This window comes from Mesorhizobium sp. BR1-1-3 (assembly GCF_020165455.1).
GTDB lineage: Bacteria > Pseudomonadota > Alphaproteobacteria > Rhizobiales > Rhizobiaceae > Mesorhizobium > Mesorhizobium ciceri.
This window is the reverse complement of the sequence record NZ_JAIUIC010000004.1, coordinates 176,079-191,967: the sequence shown is the minus strand read 5'-3', so window position 1 is coordinate 191,967 and position 15,889 is coordinate 176,079. Positions and strand designations below refer to the sequence as shown.

The 15,889-nt window shown below is 63.2% G+C and carries 19 protein-coding genes; 10 read left to right on the top strand and 9 right to left on the bottom strand.

Annotation, left to right across the window (positions count from 1 at the left end):
• The first annotated feature begins 154 nt into the window (after positions 1 to 154).
• Together LB559_RS11075 and LB559_RS11070 are read left to right on the top strand one after the other, a co-directional pair.
• Positions 155 to 640: a hypothetical protein gene (locus LB559_RS11075; protein ID WP_224674176.1), complete on the top strand. Its 486-nt coding sequence runs from the start codon at positions 155 to 157 to the stop codon at positions 638 to 640.
• 178 nt (positions 641 to 818) lie between these two features.
• Positions 819 to 1,208: a hypothetical protein gene (locus LB559_RS11070; protein ID WP_024502648.1), complete on the top strand. Its 390-nt coding sequence runs from the start codon at positions 819 to 821 to the stop codon at positions 1,206 to 1,208.
• 105 nt (positions 1,209 to 1,313) lie between these two features.
• Here the strand turns inward: LB559_RS11070 and LB559_RS11065 are convergent, their stop codons facing one another.
• The gene (locus LB559_RS11065; RefSeq protein ID WP_224674058.1) at positions 1,314 to 1,607 is read right to left on the bottom strand and encodes an ATPase; all 294 of its coding nucleotides are present in this window, start codon (positions 1,605 to 1,607) and stop codon (positions 1,314 to 1,316) included.
• A gap of 109 nt (positions 1,608 to 1,716) precedes the next feature.
• Positions 1,717 to 3,837, bottom strand: coding sequence for a glycine--tRNA ligase subunit beta (glyS, locus tag LB559_RS11060; protein WP_224674057.1), 2,121 nt, complete (start codon positions 3,835 to 3,837; stop codon positions 1,717 to 1,719).
• 88 nt (positions 3,838 to 3,925) lie between these two features.
• On the opposite strand from glyS, the gene LB559_RS11055 reads away from it, so the two are divergent.
• The gene (locus LB559_RS11055) at positions 3,926 to 4,240 is read left to right on the top strand and encodes a hypothetical protein (protein ID WP_224674056.1); all 315 of its coding nucleotides are present in this window, start codon (positions 3,926 to 3,928) and stop codon (positions 4,238 to 4,240) included.
• A 3-nt stretch (positions 4,241 to 4,243) separates the two neighbouring features.
• Here LB559_RS11055 and LB559_RS11050 read toward each other — a convergent pair whose 3' ends face one another.
• A complete protein-coding gene (locus LB559_RS11050; RefSeq protein WP_174299093.1) occupies positions 4,244 to 5,164 on the bottom strand; it encodes a glycine--tRNA ligase subunit alpha in 921 nt (306 codons plus the stop codon).
• A gap of 218 nt (positions 5,165 to 5,382) precedes the next feature.
• Here LB559_RS11050 and LB559_RS11045 point away from each other — a divergent pair, with 218 nt between their 5' ends.
• Positions 5,383 to 5,844, top strand: coding sequence for a GNAT family N-acetyltransferase (locus tag LB559_RS11045; RefSeq protein WP_224674055.1), 462 nt, complete (start codon positions 5,383 to 5,385; stop codon positions 5,842 to 5,844).
• Positions 5,845 to 5,925: 81 nt separating this feature from the next.
• Here LB559_RS11045 and LB559_RS11040 read toward each other — a convergent pair whose 3' ends face one another.
• The 5 genes from LB559_RS11040 to LB559_RS11020 all read right to left on the bottom strand — a co-directional run bounded on the left by LB559_RS11040 (position 5,926) and on the right by LB559_RS11020 (position 10,887).
• Positions 5,926 to 7,701, bottom strand: coding sequence for a tetratricopeptide repeat protein (locus LB559_RS11040; RefSeq protein ID WP_224674054.1), 1,776 nt, complete (start codon positions 7,699 to 7,701; stop codon positions 5,926 to 5,928).
• A 255-nt stretch (positions 7,702 to 7,956) separates the two neighbouring features.
• Entirely contained in the window at positions 7,957 to 8,400 is a 444-nt protein-coding gene (locus LB559_RS11035; protein WP_224674053.1) for a DUF1284 domain-containing protein, read from the bottom strand.
• The gene (locus LB559_RS11030; protein ID WP_224674052.1) at positions 8,397 to 8,990 is read right to left on the bottom strand and encodes a biotin transporter BioY; all 594 of its coding nucleotides are present in this window, start codon (positions 8,988 to 8,990) and stop codon (positions 8,397 to 8,399) included. The genes LB559_RS11035 and LB559_RS11030 overlap by 4 nt, the downstream gene beginning before the upstream one ends.
• 106 nt (positions 8,991 to 9,096) lie before the next feature.
• Entirely contained in the window at positions 9,097 to 9,765 is a 669-nt protein-coding gene (locus LB559_RS11025) for a GntR family transcriptional regulator (RefSeq protein WP_027164176.1), read from the bottom strand.
• A gap of 105 nt (positions 9,766 to 9,870) precedes the next feature.
• A complete protein-coding gene (locus tag LB559_RS11020; protein WP_013532830.1) occupies positions 9,871 to 10,887 on the bottom strand; it encodes a polyprenyl synthetase family protein in 1,017 nt (338 codons plus the stop codon).
• Between the two features lie 201 nt (positions 10,888 to 11,088).
• Here LB559_RS11020 and LB559_RS11015 point away from each other — a divergent pair, with 201 nt between their 5' ends.
• The 6 genes from LB559_RS11015 to moaB all read left to right on the top strand — a co-directional run bounded on the left by LB559_RS11015 (position 11,089) and on the right by moaB (position 14,786).
• Positions 11,089 to 11,313, top strand: a complete 225-nt coding sequence (locus LB559_RS11015; RefSeq protein ID WP_027164177.1) for a DUF2007 domain-containing protein — start codon at positions 11,089 to 11,091, stop codon at positions 11,311 to 11,313.
• On the top strand, positions 11,313 to 12,113 hold the full coding sequence (locus LB559_RS11010; protein ID WP_224674051.1) for a tRNA1(Val) (adenine(37)-N6)-methyltransferase: 801 nt from the start codon (positions 11,313 to 11,315) through the stop codon (positions 12,111 to 12,113). Before LB559_RS11015 ends, LB559_RS11010 begins: the two co-directional genes overlap by 1 nt.
• A 79-nt stretch (positions 12,114 to 12,192) precedes the next feature.
• The gene (locus LB559_RS11005; protein ID WP_027164178.1) at positions 12,193 to 13,056 is read left to right on the top strand and encodes a S49 family peptidase; all 864 of its coding nucleotides are present in this window, start codon (positions 12,193 to 12,195) and stop codon (positions 13,054 to 13,056) included.
• An 83-nt stretch (positions 13,057 to 13,139) separates the two neighbouring features.
• Positions 13,140 to 13,325 carry a membrane protein gene (locus LB559_RS11000; RefSeq protein ID WP_027164179.1) on the top strand — a complete coding sequence of 62 codons (186 nt, stop codon included), beginning with the start codon at positions 13,140 to 13,142 and terminating at the stop codon, positions 13,323 to 13,325.
• A 20-nt stretch (positions 13,326 to 13,345) separates the two neighbouring features.
• On the top strand, positions 13,346 to 14,245 hold the full coding sequence (locus LB559_RS10995) for a 4-(cytidine 5'-diphospho)-2-C-methyl-D-erythritol kinase (protein WP_224674050.1): 900 nt from the start codon (positions 13,346 to 13,348) through the stop codon (positions 14,243 to 14,245).
• Positions 14,232 to 14,786, top strand: coding sequence for a molybdenum cofactor biosynthesis protein B (gene moaB, locus LB559_RS10990; RefSeq protein ID WP_024502637.1), 555 nt, complete (start codon positions 14,232 to 14,234; stop codon positions 14,784 to 14,786). Before LB559_RS10995 ends, moaB begins: the two co-directional genes overlap by 14 nt.
• 20 nt (positions 14,787 to 14,806) lie before the next feature.
• On the opposite strand, the gene LB559_RS10985 is transcribed toward moaB, so the two are convergent.
• Positions 14,807 to 15,781: a hypothetical protein gene (locus tag LB559_RS10985; protein ID WP_224674049.1), complete on the bottom strand. Its 975-nt coding sequence runs from the start codon at positions 15,779 to 15,781 to the stop codon at positions 14,807 to 14,809.
• Positions 15,782 to 15,889: the final 108 nt, after the last annotated feature.

The following is a 15,889-nucleotide window of genomic DNA, read 5'->3' as shown; positions in this document are numbered from 1 at the left end:
GCGGCCATTGGGCAAGTCGGCTGTTGGGTAACCGTTTGTTGGCGAGCAGGAGCATTGGCGATTTATCAATCCCTAAAATGCTATGTTTCCACGAAAGCCGGCATCAATTCCGGCCTGCTATCGAACAGCTTCTGGGCAAAGGGGAGCGACATCAGTGTCTGCGCGTATCCTGCTGGGTATCATTCTTGCTGTTGCGGCCGGCGAAGCCCAGGCGTCATCCCTGGTTTTTCCAGGCGCGCCATCCTCCACACCGTCGATCGTCAGGATCGGCGCTCCTAACCAGCCTGGAACCGCCGATGCAGTCAACGCCAGCGATGCGCTGTCGGTGGTGGCAAAAGGGGAAGCACAGCCCGACGTCACCGATGAAAAGGTAGCGGCGATCCCGGACAAGCCCGCGACCGGGCACGGCTTCCAGCCAGGCCCGATGGTCATTCGTGGCGGCGTTACCGGTCCCGATTTCCCGGCACCCGCGCCAACCTCTGCACCAGCGACCGGTGCCGCGCCGGCCGCTGGCACCGCGCCGGCAACGGCCACCGCTTCCGCTGCCCCCTCAGGGAACGCCGAGAACCAACCCGCCCCGCCGAGCGCTCCGGCCCCGGCAGCAGGGCAGCGCATGCCTCCCAACGGCTACACCAAGTAGCCCCGCCTCAAAGACAGCCGACATCGAAGGCGTGACTTGACGGCGATCTGGCGCCCGGCGCACGATTGCCAAACAAACTCGGTTTCGGTTTATTTCAGCCGCCAGACGCCATCGCCTGTATTTCGTCAGGCGGTTCTGGCAGACGGGATTTCATCGCTAAGGGGTAAAGGGGGAAAGCATGAGAAAATCTGGAATCGTGACCGGAGCAGGCCTATTGCTGGCGTCACTGCTTGGCGTCGTCGCGGCTCATGCCGACGACATGCTGGGATCCTATGTCGCGCGCATTTCCGATCGGGATCATCAGGCGAGTGACGGCTATGCGCTGGACAATGCCGCGCAGATGGTGCGGCAGGACCGCGCCAACTGGCACAAATTCCACCGCCGTGACAGCGACGACGAGGCTGATGGCTGGTTCAGGACCAACGACCAGCGCGCCGACCTGCAGCGCATGCTGGAACGCGGCGGCGCGATGAGTTCCTCGACCAAGCGCGCCATCGTCAATGGCGAACCGCTGATCCAGGTCGACGTCTACGAAAACAGCGTGCGCGTCAGCATTCTCGAGAACTGAGGGGCCGTCGCCGGGGCGGCTGACAGTCGGCTTCGGGGACGGCTGATAGCAAAAGGCGGCGCCTCGGCGCCGCCTTGCCATCGATAGACTCGGCGGCTGAAAAGATCAGGCCGCTTCTTCCTTGTCGTCGTCGTCTTCTTCTTCGGACTCGTCGCCTTCAGCCTTCACGCTGTCCTCGGCGTCGTCTTCGTCCTCGTCTTCATCTTCGTCGTCATCCGAGAGCGTGGCAGCTTCGGTGGACTCTTCGCCTTCTTCATCGTCGCCGTCTTCGTCGTCATCAGACAGGTCAGCGGCTTCGATCGCTGCGGCGGCGGCATGATCGAGAATGGTTTCGGAAGCGGATTCAAGCGCCTCGGCGGGAGTTTCTTCTGTCACTTCGATGTCGTGATCGGAATTCATGGAAGCCTCCGTGGGGTTGGGGAACATATCCCTTTTGCCACGGACAGATCATCGCCATATGACTGTAAGCCGGCTCGAACGGCCGGTAGCAGAGAATATTTTCTTCGCCTTAACCTGCGATCCTGGAGAAATCCGCGACCTGACCGGTGGCCGCGCGGATGCGGGCGAGCAGCGCCAGGCGGTTGGCACGCACCGCCTGATCCTCATCGTTTACAAGAACATGCTCAAAGAATGAATCAACCGGCTCGCGCAACACGCTAAGCGCCAGCAAGGCGCCGGAAAAATCATCGTTTTGAATCGCTTCGCCGGCTTGCTTCTCAGCCTGGTTCACCGCCGCAAACAGCGATTTCTCGGTATCCGCGCGAAACAGCGCCGGCTCAACGGTTTCGGCGACCGCCGTTTTCTTTTTCTCCTCGGCAGCCAGAATGTTGGCCGCGCGCTTGGTGCCGGCGAGCAGGTTCTTGCCGTCCTCGGTGTCGAGGAAGGCGCCGAGCGCCTCGACGCGGCGGACGATCTGCAAGAGGTCGTCGGACTGCGGCGTGATGACGGCATCGATGAGATCGTGCCGGGCGCCCTGATCGCGGAGGTAGACTTTCAGGCGGTCGTGGAAGAAGGACAGAAGGTCAGACGCTTTCCCGACGATGGCTGCCAGCGCCAGTCGAATATCATTCTCGACCAATATTCTAACCACACCCAGCGCCGCTCTACGCAGCGCATAGGGATCCTTCGACCCAGTCGGCTTTTCGTCGATTGCCCAGAAACCGACCAGCGTATCGAGCTTATCGGCAAGCGCCACTGTGATCGAAACCGGATCGCTCGATACGCGATCGGACGGGCCTTGCGGCTTGTAGTGTTCCTCCGCTGCAGCGGCGACCGATGCGTGCTCGCCCTGAAGCAGCGCATATTTGCGGCCCATGGCGCCTTGCAGTTCCGGGAACTCGCCGACGACTTCAGTGGTGAGATCTGCCTTGGCCAAGACGGCAGCGCGGCGCGCGAGTGCGGGATCGGCGCCGACGATCGGAGCCAGTTCTTCCGCCAATCGCTTGATCCGCTCCACCCGTTCGCCCTGCGTGCCGAGCTTGGCGTGGAAAGTCACGCCGAGATGGTCGAGGCGGGCCATGCGCTGGTCGAGCGGCTTCTTGAGATCAAGCCCGAATTTTTCCGCCGATGCCTCGAGCTCAGCCAGGTCAGGCAAATCGCCCTGGTCGGTCGTCCAGAAATAAAGCGCGTCGGACAGGCGGGCGCGCACCACCTTGCCGTTGCCGTGGGCGATCTCCTTGCCGCCATCCCTGGCTTCGATGTTGGCGGTTAGAATGAAGCGATTGGAAAGCGCGTCGTCGACACCCTGCGGCCGCGTCACAAAGCACTTCTGGTTGGCGCGGATGGTCAGTCGGATCACTTCGGCTGGAATGGCAAGGAATGCCTCCTCGAACTCGCCCATCAGCACGACCGGCCATTCGACCAGTCCGGACACCTCCTCCAGCAACCCTTCGTCCTCGACCAGATCAAGCCCGTTGGCGAAGGCGAGATTGCGGGCATCGGCAAGGATGATCTCCTTGCGCCGGTCGGCATCGAGCACGACCTTGGCCGCTTCCAGCTTGGAAACATAGTCGTCGAAGCGGCGCACCGTGATGGCATCAGGCGCATGGAAGCGGTGGCCATAGGTGATGTTGCCGGAGCGGATGCCGTCGATCTCGAAATCGATCACGACAGGCTCCTCTGTCTCCGGGCCGAACGTGCACAGGATCGATTGCAGCGGGCGCACCCAGCGCAGTGAACCGGGCTTGGCCGAAGCCGGCCCCCAGCGCATCGATTTCGGCCACGGAAAATTGCGGATGATGCCTGGCACCAGTTCGGCGATGATCTGTTCGGCCGCCCTGCCCGGCTTCGAAATGTGGGCGACATAAAAATCGCCCTTCTTCGGATCGGAATGGACATGCGCCTCGGCGATCGAGGAAAGTCCGGCCTTGCGCAGGAAGCCTTGGACCGCCTGTTCGGGCGCCGATGTCGAAGGCCCCTTGATCTCTTCGTTTATATCCTTCGAGCGCGCGGTCAGGCCCCTGATATCGAGCGTCAGACGCCGCGGCGTCCAGTACTCGCGCGCCGCTTCATAGGTCAGTCCCGCCTCGACCAGGCCGTCAGTCAGCATCTTCCTGAGATCGCCAGCCGCCTTGCGCTGCATGCGGGCGGGAATCTCTTCCGAGCGGAGTTCTAGAAGCAGGTCAGGCATGGATGGGGCTCACGCGGCAAAATGGTCCGGGCGGGGGCATAGCAACTCGGCTGGCCGCTGTCACCCTTTCCGCACGGGGATCGCCGATTTGCGCCCGTTTCCAGAAATTTTGGCCATCCTGTCGGGACGAGACCGCGCCACCCGTCCTTGGATCAAAGATTTCCATGAACCGAACGCAGCGCTGAAGCGACCCACGCTCAGGCAGGGAACTATTGGCTCAAAGACCATGAAAACGGCATCCAGACTTCTGCAGATCCTCGCACTCGGCGCCTGCTTCACCGCGCAGGCTCACGGTACCTTCTCGATGCCGGGCGTTCGACAGGCATTGCGCACAATCGACGGTGCCAGCAGCCAGAACATACTGCCGATCAAAGCTTCCTTCGAGATGATGAAGCGGGCCTGAGACTCAGGCCGCCAGGCCACCCGCCTGCGTCTTCAAAAACGCCTCACCGCAGGCCTTCGCCAGATTGCGCACCCGCAGGATGTAGCTCTGCCGTTCGGTGACCGAAATCACGCCGCGCGCGTCAAGCAGGTTGAAGACATGGCTGGCCTTGATGCACTGATCATAGGCCGGGAAAACCATGCGGTGCATCGGCAGATTGTCGTTCGATGCCGGCGCGCCGGCATCGAGCAGCGCCTTGCATTCGGTCTCGGCGTCCTCGAAGTGGCGCAGAAGCATCGCCGTGTTGGCGTGTTCGAAATTGTGGCGCGAATATTCCTGCTCGGCCTGCAGGAAGACATCGCCATAGGTGACCTTGTCGGCGCCTTCCCGGCCGTTGAAGTTGAGGTCGTAGACATTGTCGACGCCCTGCACATACATGGCCAGCCGCTCCAGCCCGTAGGTGAGTTCGCCGGCCACCGGTGCGCATTCGATACCGCAGACCTGCTGGAAATAGGTGAACTGCGAGACTTCCATGCCGTCGCACCAGCATTCCCAGCCGAGACCCCAGGCGCCCAGCGTCGGGCTTTCCCAATCATCCTCGACGAAGCGGATGTCGTGCAGCAGCGGATCGACGCCGATCGCTGCCAGCGAGCCGAGATAGAGTTCCTGCAAGTTGGGCGGGTTCGGCTTCAGGATCACCTGGTACTGGTAATAATGCTGCAGCCGGTTCGGGTTCTCGCCATAACGCCCGTCCTTGGGGCGGCGCGATGGCTGGACATAGGCAGCGTTCCAGCGTTTCGGGCCGAGCGCGCGCAGCGTCGTTGCCGGATGAAAGGTGCCGGCACCGACTTCCATGTCGTAGGGTTGCAGGATGACGCAGCCATAGGCCGCCCAATAGTTGTGCAAGGTCAGGATCAGCCCCTGGAACGAGCGGCTGGGATGCATATGGGCGGGGATTTCAATTGTCACGGGTGGCCTCGACAGCACAGGCTAGCTTGCCGGCACGTCCTAGAGACACGGCGGCGAAGCGTCAAGCAAAGCACGCCGATGCGGTCGCGCCGACATTATGGAGAATGTTGAGAGCTTTGCAGGGGCTGGCCCATTGCCCATCTCTCGGGCCTGCGCTCTGTTCGCCTGTGCAGCAACGACAACAGGTTCCAGCCATGCCCAGCCCGATCGTCATCCGCCCCGTTGCGCGACAGGATTTCGAGCAATGGCTGCCGCTGTGGGACGGCTACAATGCATTTTATGGCCGCTCGGGCGAAACGGCCCTGCCGGGTGAGATTACCCAGATGACATGGTCGCGTTTCTTCGATGCCTATGAGCCGGTCCACGCGCTGGTGGCCGAAAGCGAGGGACGGCTTTTCGGCCTCGTGCATTATCTCTTCCATCGCAGCACAACGGCGATCGCGCCGAATTGTTATCTGCAGGACCTTTTCACCACGCAGGCATCGCGTGGCAAAGGCATCGGACGGGCGCTGATCGAGAGCGTCTACGAGCGCGCCCGGGCAGCCGGTTCAGGCCGGGTATACTGGCTGACGCATGAGACCAATCACACGGCAATGAAGCTTTACGACAAGGTCGCCGAACACTCCGGCTTTGTCGTCTATCGCAAGCTCTTCTGAGGCAGCCAGCCGGATACGCGGTTCAAACGAAAACGGGACCCTGAAAAGAGCCCCGTTTGCGTTGAATTCAAATGGCTGACTTCATCCCTTCGGGGCGGGCACCGGCTCCGGCTTGACCTTCGGGGTCTCCTGCGCCGTGTTGGATTCGATCGGCGGCAGGCCCTTCATCAGCTTCTGCTGCAAGTTGGCCAGCACATCGGGATCCGGCTTCAGGTCGCGAGCCTGATTCCACTGGAAGGTGGCTTCCAGCTTGCGGCCGACGCGCCAGTACGCATCGCCCAGGTGGTCGTTGAGAACCGGATCTTCCGGCTTCAGCGACACGGCGCGTTCCATTTCGCGCACCGCGTCATCGAACCTGCCGAGGCGGAAATAGGCCCAACCCAGCGAATCGACGATGTAACCGTCGCTCGGCCTGAGGTCGACGGCCTTCTGAATCATCGCCAGCCCTTCCTTGAGATTCATGTTCATGTCGACCCAGGAATAGCCGAGATAATTCAGCACCTGCGGCTGGTCGGGGAACAGTTCCAGCGCCTTGCGGAAGTTCGGCTCGGCCTTGGGCCATTCCTTCAGGCGCTCATAGGCGATGCCGCGCTGGTAGAAGATGTTCCAGTTGGCTGCGGTCGGCGTCTTCAGCGCCTCGACAGCCTTGTCGTAGAGTGTGGCGGCCGAACGGAAATCCTCCTTCGAGGAATAGACGCCACCGAGCGCCAGATAGGCGCGCATGTCATTGGGATGGGCGTCGACGAAAGCCTTCAGATGAGTGATCGCTTCTTCGTGACGGTCGAGATCGGCAAGGTTGAGGCCGAGTTGCAGGTCCGAAAGCTCCTTCAGCGGCGAACCGGCGGGAATCCGGCGATAGAGCGCGATGGCGCCTTCGCCGTCCTTCAATTGCTCGGACACGGCAGCGAGTTGCACAAGGGCAGCGTCGCTATCAGGCTTCAAAGCAAGCGCATATTGCAGATAGAGGCGCACGAACGGCTCGCCGCCGCCACGGTTGAGCGCGGTGGCGAGGTCGAGCAGGATTTCGGAGCCGCCATCGGATGGGCCGGCCACCAGGGGCGCAATCTTGTCGCCTTTTGCAATTCGGTCGCGCAAGGCGACGATTTCCAGCTTGCCAGGCGAAAACGCCTCGGCCTGGTCGAGCACCGACAGCGCCTTGGTCTTGTCGCCCTTGCGGGCCAGGAACGAGGCGTAGGCCTGGGCATTGCGCATCCAGGTTTCGGGAGCGGCACCACCGGCGGCGGTATCCTGCATTGTCGCGGCGTAGATCGCCTCGGCCTTTTCGGGCATGCCGGATGCATCAGCGATCAGGGCGCGGTGGAACGACTTGAACAGGCCGAACCAATCCGGCCCCTGCAGCTTGTCGATTGACGCCATCGCATCGGCAGGCTCGCCGGCGCCTTGCTGCGCCCAGCCGGACATCACCCCGGAGATCAGCCGGTCGAGATCGGATTCCAGCGACAGCTTGAGCCAGTACTGCGCCTTGGTGAAATCCTTCTTGTGGAAAGAATCGACGGCGAGCGCCAGCCGAGAGAAACGCTCGACGTCAGGCACTTCCTTGAGCTTGTCGGCATAGACCAGGGATTCGTCGAAGCGCCCTTGCGCGATCAGCGACAGCATCAGGCTCTGCTGCAGGCCGGTGTCGCTCGGGTCGAAGGCCAATGCTTGCTTGTAGTAGGCGATTGCGCTGTCGAGGTCGTTATCGCCTTCGGCGATCCGGGCCGCCAGATAAGCGCCCGAAAACGACGTGATCTTGACCGGTTCGGTGGTTTGCTTGGCATAGGCCGGCAAAGCCGAGATCGCCATGCCTGTCACAATTGCCAGCCTTGTCAGCCAGCGCGCACGTCCTTGCCGCATCGTATCCCTTTCAGCCAGGCGCCATCTCCGCGTCAGCGGGATGGGCGTAGACTCGATCTTTCCAGGCAAAGCATGGCCTTTTTGGGGTCGCGCTTCAATCCGCCTCGAATTCACAATCCGGGCACCCGATTAACAAATCATGGCGGCGGGCACCAGTTTCCGATCTTGGATTTCGGCCACGGCCCTACGCGGCGCCGAATATATCACAGATTCGACGCTGAGGCTCCGCTTCGACCGCTAAGGCTCGGGCCAATATCAGCCCTCGCCTGGCGAGGCAGACCGTTGCACCAGCGTGTCGCTGTAGCAGCCGGCCGCTATCGTGCTGCACAGTTCGTTCCATTCGCAGCCGCCGCAGGCCTTGCGTACAAGGCCAGCCGAAAAGGCCTGCCGCATCCGGCCCAGCATCGCAGCATCGAGATCAAGACGGGTGCCGACGCGGATTGGCCGCGCCAGCAACTCGCCCACATCCTGCGTGGCGAGCCGGTCCCGCTCGACGACACTCTCGTTGAGGCAGTGCGGTTCCGGCTCGTCGAGCAACGGGGCGCAGACATCGTCCGGGCCGGAAACGAGGAGGATGTCCTCGCCCCGGCTCAGGCGCTCCGCTACGCGATCATAATTGGCGGTGAAGGCGGGGCTGTATCCCTTGCCCACATAGGTGAGCAGGCAAAGGAGGTGATGGGCGCGCAGCCTGATCGTCACGGATTGACCGGCTTGGCCTTACCGCCGGGAAGGGCCATGAGGGTCGCGGCACCCAGCGCCGACTTGAGCAAGCCGCCGACGATGAACGGCAGGAAGCCGAAGGTAACGGCCTGTTCGGCTCCAATCATGACGGCAAGCCATGCTGTGCCCAGCACGAGGCAGGCAAGATTGCCAAGCAGCATGGCGACAAATGCCAGCACCACTCTGTTGCCGTTCCAGCCGCGTTCGGCCAGCCAGCCGACGAGGGCGCCGACAAGCGGGAAGGCGAAGAGATAGCCAGCCGTCGGCCCGACGAAATGCGCCGCACCCGCTGCCCCTCCGGACAGAACGGGAAAGCCGACCGCACCCTCGACCAGCCAGGCGGCGATGGTGAGCGCGCCAAGCCGCCAGCCATAGAGCGCGCCGACCAATGTCACGGCGAAGGTCTGCATCGTCACCGGGACCGGCACCATCGGCACTTCGACGTAGGATGACAGCGCCAGGAACAGGGTGCCGAGCACAACGGCTCCAATCTGCCAGGCAAGAGAACGATCCTGGAGCCGGAGCGGGCTGAACGACGGCTTGCTGGACGAGAATGCGACGTCTGTCATTGGGATTCCTTCGATCGATTGCAAATTATAGATAATTTCTGTTTTCGATCTATTATCGAATCCACACTTCCCTGGAGATTGCAAGCCCTGGCTTGGCAGAGGCCGTCTAGCCTACGATGGCGAAGGCTTCGCGCGTCGTTCCGGAAGCCGTCCGGACCGGCTTGCGGCCAATCCATTGGACATGCCGCCCCAGTGTGACGGCCGCCGATTCGGTGTTTCCCTGCCGCAAGGCGGCGAGGATCGCGCGATGGTCCTGATCGGTGCGTGTCTCCCACTCCGAGCGCCATGCCGCGAACAGGAAACGGGCGCTTGCCGCGTGCAGATCGTCGATGGTGGCGAGCAGGCGCGGCATGCCGCATGGCGCGAGGATCAAGCGGTGGAAGGCGCGGTTGGCTTCCTCCCACGACCTGACATCGCGGGACTTGTCGCCGGCCTTGGTCGCCTCCTCGGCGAGATCGAGAATGGCCGATGTCAGATGCGGCGCGGCGTGGCGCAGCGCCAGCACTTCAAGGGCGGCGCGCATTTCGGCGACTTCCTTGACCTCGCCCAGATCGAAAGACGCCACACGCACGCCGCGGCGCGGCTCGCCGATGGCCAGCCCTTGCGCCTCGAGGCGGCGGAAGGCCTCGCGCACCGGAACATGGCTGGTTTGGAATTCCTCGGCGATATGATCCTGCCGAAGCCTGGCCCCCGGCTCGATCGCACCGGAGATGATGCGGTCCGCCAGAACCTTGCTGATGCGCACCGCGATGGTGTCGTCTGTGCCCTTTGCCATGTTTTATAGATAATTTGCGGCAGGGCGGCTTGTCGAGACGGCGGGACCGAATTCCTAAACTTCCTCTTAGCGCAGGCCAGAGATAGCGTCGCGAAAGTCCAGCCTTTAGTTGACCCGGCTGATGCAGAAATCGATGACGTCGATCAGCGCCGATTTCTGCGGCGTCGCTTCGAGCGGCGCCAGCGCGTCGCGGGCAATCTCGCCGAAATGGCGCGCACGCCCGATCGTGTCGGCAATGGCGCCGTGGCGGGTCATCAGGCCGGTCGCCTTTTCCAAGCCGGCGTCATCGGCGACATTGTCCTCGATGGCGCGCTTCCAGAAGGTGCGCTCGGCCTTGGTCCCGCGCCGATAGGCGAGAATGACCGGAAGCGTCACCTTGCCCTCGCGGAAATCGTCGCCGACGTTCTTGCCGAGATCCTTGCTGGTGCCGCCATAGTCCAGCGCGTCGTCGATCAGCTGGAAGGCCAGGCCGAGATTCATGCCATAGGAGCGCAGCGCCGCACGATCGTTGCGCGTCGCCTGGGCGATGACCGGGCCGACCTCGGCAGCAGCCGAAAAAAGTGCGGCGGTCTTGGCCTTGATGACGGCGAAATGCTCGTCCTCGGTGGTTTCGAGGTTCTTGGCGGCGGCAAGCTGCATGACCTCGCCCTCGGCGATGATCGAGGCTGCACTCGACAGGATGTCGAGCGCCTCGAGCGAGCCGACATCGACCATCATGCGGAAAGCCTGGCCGAGCAGGAAGTCGCCGACCAGCACGCTTGCCTGGTTGCCCCAGATCATGCGGGCGGTCTTCTTGCCGCGGCGCATGCCGCTCTCGTCGACGACATCGTCGTGCAGAAGCGTCGCGGTGTGCATGAATTCGACGGAGGTGGCGAGCTTGACGTGGCCCTCGCCGGCATAGCCGAACATCTGGGCTGCGGCCAGCGTCAGCATCGGCCGCAGCCGTTTGCCGCCGGACGAGATCAGATGGTTGGCGACCTCCGGGATCATCTCGACGTCGGAGCCGGCCTTGGACAGGATCAATTCATTGACGCGCCCCATATCGGCGGCAGTCAGATCGATCAGATCCTTGATGGAGGCGGGCTCCCGCTTCCCGTTTTCGATGTTGAGAACGACACCCACGACAATCACTCCCGTCTTGGTATAGAGCGTGCGACGGCACCCTTAGTCCCTGTATGGACTCTAGGGCGGCGGACATGGGCACGGCAAGTGGCGAATTGGCGCGGCGGCGGCGACAGAATGTCAACGACCCCCAAGGGAACGGCTCTGCCCCGGAATCCCCTGCCCGTTTACATCAATAGCGCAAACTGCGAGTTTCGTACGATGATAGAACTAGTCCGCACCAACGATGCCGTGATCATTTCCTTTGTCGAATCGCTGATGCGCGACGCCGGCATTGCCTGCTTTGTCGCCGACCAGAATATGAGCATTCTCGAAGGGTCGATCGGTCTTTTGCAGAAGCGCGTCATGGTCGACGCCGACCAGGCCGACGCGGCACGGCGCATCCTCAGGGATGCCGGCATCGCCAACGAAATCCGCGGAAGATAATGTCCGCCGCGCCCGCCGCCCTTGTCCCGGACACGCCGGCCCATACGGTCGACGCTTTCCATCGCGGCCGGTTCTGGCTGGTGCAGCCCAAGCAAGGCGGTCATCGCGCCGGCATGGATGCGATGATCCTGGCGGCCTCCGTGCCGTCCTCTCTTGCCGGTCGTCTCGCCGATTTCGGTGCCGGTGCCGGGGCCGCCGGCCTGGCGGTGCTGTCGCGCTGCCCGGCCGCTGAGGCGGTGCTTGTCGAACGCGCGCCGGAAATGGCGGCCTTCGCGGCAGCCACCCTTGCCCATCCCGGCAATGCCCATCTGAGCGATCGCGCCTCCGTGCTGGTCGCCGATGTCACCGTATCGGGCCGGGCGCGGGCGGCCGCCGGCCTCGCCGACAATGATTTCGACTTCGTCATCATGAACCCGCCCTTCAACGCCCCCCGGGACCGCGCCTCCCCCGATCGCCTCAGAAAAGAGGCCCATGTCATGGAGGACGGGGTGTTCGAGAGCTGGATCCGCAGTGCGGCGGCGGTTGTCAGGCCGCGCGGCGGGCTTGCCGTCATCGCCCGCCCCGAACAGCTCGGCGCCATTCTCGATGCGATCGCAGGGCGCTTCGGCGATGCCGAAATGCTCGCCGTCCACCCTCGCCCAGACGCCGCGGCAATCCGCATCGTTGTGCGGGCAGCGCTCGGGACACGGGGAAAGCTTGCCATCCGCCCGCCCCTGATGCTGCACGCGCAATCAGGCAACGGCCCCGACGAGCGCAGCGAAATGATCACCAACGGCCTCGCCTCGCTGTTCGGAGATTGAGCTATTCTGCCTGGCCACATTGCCGTTGGCCGGGAAATCCCTACATGCCTGCAACCTATCGACCGGAGACCGCGCCCTCGTGAAACGCCTTATCAACCGCCTGCTGCCGAAATCCTGGCGCTCCACCGTCGTCACCATTCCGGTCATCCGGCTGCACGGCACCATCATGGCAGGCGGTGGCCAGTTCCGGCCGAGCCTGTCGCTGGCCTCCACCGCTGGCCTCATTGAGAAGGCGTTTTCCTACGACGCCCCGGCAGTCGCCATCTCGATCAATTCGCCCGGCGGCTCGCCGGTGCAGTCGCGGCTGATCTTCAAGCGCATCCGTGACCTGGCCACGGAAAAGAACAGAAAGGTACTGGTCTTCGTCGAAGACGTGGCAGCGTCGGGTGGCTACATGATCGCGGTTGCCGGTGATGAGATCTTCGCCGACCCATCCTCCATCGTCGGGTCGATCGGCGTGGTCTCGGCTTCGTTCGGCTTCCCGGAACTGATGAAGAAGATCGGCATCGAGCGACGTGTCCACACCGCCGGCCAGAACAAGGCGGTGCTCGACCCGTTCAAGCCCGAGAAAAAGGAAGATGTCGAGCGGCTGAAGGCGCTGCAGCTCGAGGTGCACGGCACGTTCATCGACCTCGTCAAGGAGCGGCGCGGCGCGAAACTGAAAGACGACCCGGACCTGTTCACCGGCCTGTTCTGGACCGGCATCAAGGGCCTTGAACTCGGCCTGGTCGATGCGCTCGGCGACATGCGCACGGTGCTCAAGACCCGTTTCGGGGCGAAAACCCAGCTCAGGCTGATCACGACACCGCGCGGTTTCCTCAGCCGCTTCGGCCTGTTTGGCTCAAGCAAGGGCTTTTCAGCGCCCGAGATCGCAGGCGCTGCCGCCAGCGGCCTGATCGATGCGGCGGAAGAGCGCGCATTGTGGTCTCGCTTCGAGCTTTGAAAACCCGGCAAAAGCGTCTAGCATGAGAGCTTAACCGACCCGACCGGCCACCTTCGCCGGCCCAGCGTGGGAGGAGTTTTGGTATGCCGCAGATCATTTTCTTCACCGTCGTTGGCGTCGCCGCCTATTTCGGCTACCGCACCTTCATCCGCGAAGCCGAACGCGTGACCGCCAAGGTGCGGCGTACCGAAAAGCAGACGGCCAACGGCGCGATGGGCACTTTGGTCAAGGATCCGAAGACCGGCGAGTACCGGCTGGCCAAGGACTGAGCACCATTTCGCAGACCATTGTGGACACCGACATCGGGTCGCGTAGCTGGCACGCGCACGCCAAGATCAATCTTGCGCTGCATGTCACCGGCAGGCGCCCTGACGGCTATCATCGGATCGAAAGCCTGGCGGTGTTCACGCGGTTTGGCGACAGGATCGCAATCGCGCCCGCCGACATCGATGAATTTACCGTGTCCGGCCGCTACGCCCCGGCCGTTCCTCTCGACGCCAGCAATCTGGTGCCTAGGGCGCGCGATGCCCTGCGACAGGCGGTCGGGCACGAGAGAACACCGCCGGTCGCTATCCGGCTGGAAAAGAACCTGCCGGTCGCCTCCGGCGTCGGCGGCGGTTCGAGCGACGCGGCGACCGTGCTGCGCGGGCTGGTGGAGACATGGGGCCTGGATATAGACGACGCTGAGCTGGCGCGGATCGGCATTTCGCTCGGCGCCGATGTGCCGATGTGCCTGGCGGCAAAGCCGCTGGTCGCGCGCGGCATCGGAGATGAACTGTCGATGGTGCCGGATTTTTCGGCGCTTGGCCTGGTGCTGGTCAATCCGGGCACCCCGGTCTCGACGGCGGACGTCTTTGCGGCGCTTTCCCGGCGCGACAACGAGGCCTTGCCGCCGCTGCCGCGCAGCATCGATTTTCATAGCCTGCGCAACTGGCTGGAGATCACCCGCAACGATCTCGAGCCCGCCGCGCTGGCGATGCAGCCGGCTATCGGCAGGGCGCTTTCCTGGCTGAACAAGGCCGGATCGGGTTTTTCACGGATGTCCGGGTCCGGCGCCACCTGCTTCGGCCTGTTCGAGACCGGCAATGTCGCCAAGCGCGCCGCCGCCGAAATCCGCGGCCGCCAGCCCGACTGGTTCGTCGCGGCGACGCGCAGCATCGCATCGGAGGGATCGGATGGCCAGAATTGACGAGAGCCGCTCCTTCATTCCCGTGCGCATCGCGGTGCTGACCGTTTCAGATACGCGCAGCCTCGCCGACGACAAATCCGGCCAGACGCTGGCCGACCGCATCACCGAGGCCGGCCATATGCTGGCGGCCCGCGATATCGTCACCGACGATCGGGAAAAAATCCGCGACACGGTTCTGGCGTGGTCGCGAGACAAGAATATCGATGTCGTCATCACCACCGGCGGCACCGGTTTCACCGGCCGTGACGTGACGCCGGACGCGCTGGAGCCGATCTTCGAAAAACGCATGGATGGCTTTTCGGAAGTGTTCCACCGGATCTCCTACGACAAGATCGGCACCTCGACGATCCAGAGCCGGGCGACCGGCGGCGTCGTTAACGCCACCTTCGTCTTCGTGCTGCCGGGTTCGCCAGGCGCCTGCAAGGACGCGTGGGACGGCATCCTGAAGGCACAGCTCGACTACCGGCATATGCCGTGCAACTTCGTCGAGATCATGCCGCGCCTGGACGAGCATTTGCGGCGCGGCAAATCAGCTCCGTAAAGCCGAGGCAAGCGTCGCTCTCAGCGGATGACCGGCTCGCCATGAAACCGCCGGCGCGACGGCGGCGAGACGCCGAAGCCGACTTCCATCATCAGTCGGGGCGTGCGTGCCGGCACGGTGCCCATATGGAAGCCAAAGGGGTCCTCGACGAACCCGAGACCGGCCTCGCCGGTCAGCGTCACCGGGCTCTGCTCGCCATAGACATCCAGGACCTGTTGCGCGGGGTGGCCAACCAGAAGCGTGAGCTGGTGCTTGAGGCTGCGGCGCTTGTGGCTGCCCCTGACATAGACATGCGGACCGGTGTCGGCGTCGACCGGCTTGAGGTAGAAGAAGAATTTCAGCATGCGCCAATCATCGAGGTCGAAATGATACTTGCCGAGCGAGGCGAGGTTCTTGTCGGCGTCCGAAGCGGCACCGGTTGGAAAACTCCACCAGACGCGCGTCGTGATCAGTTTTGCCTGGCCGCCGAGATAGTGCGCGGCAATATCCAGAAGCAGCGGATCGCGCTGGATGGCAAGCGCCGCCGGGCAGTCGAGGATGCGCTCGAAAAAATGCCCGCTGAGCAGCGAGCGGCCAAGGCGTTTCTCGGCCTCGGCATGTTCCCCCGGCATGAATTCGAGACGGCGGTCGAAATTGCCGAAGCAAGGCGTGCGCCCGGCGAAGTCGGCGATCTCTTCATGGATATCAGGCGGCAGGACCAAGCCTGAGAACAGCCCGTCGAAGCACAACGCATCGACGACCGCTCCCCGTTCGACACCGGCAAACATCGTATCCCCGGCATTGGCGACCGGGCGGGCGCGTTTTGCGCCCAGCCAATGCATGCGGCGTCCAGGCATTGTGCGCGCCAGCACGAACATCGGCAGCCAGGCGGGGTTTTCGCGCAGGTCCTTGAGATAGGTCGGAATGCGCACCGCGATGCGTCGCAACAGACTGCCGTCGCGCGCAATAGCCTCGAGACTGGCCGCGCCGGATGTGTCGGGGGTTGAAAGCTTCATTGGGTCCTCGGCTATGAGAGCACCACCGATGCCGCATCGGTGCTCGCCACTCGGCATGTCCCAAACCCAATTCCCGCTTGAACGGAAGCTAACCCCGCGTCAGATTTT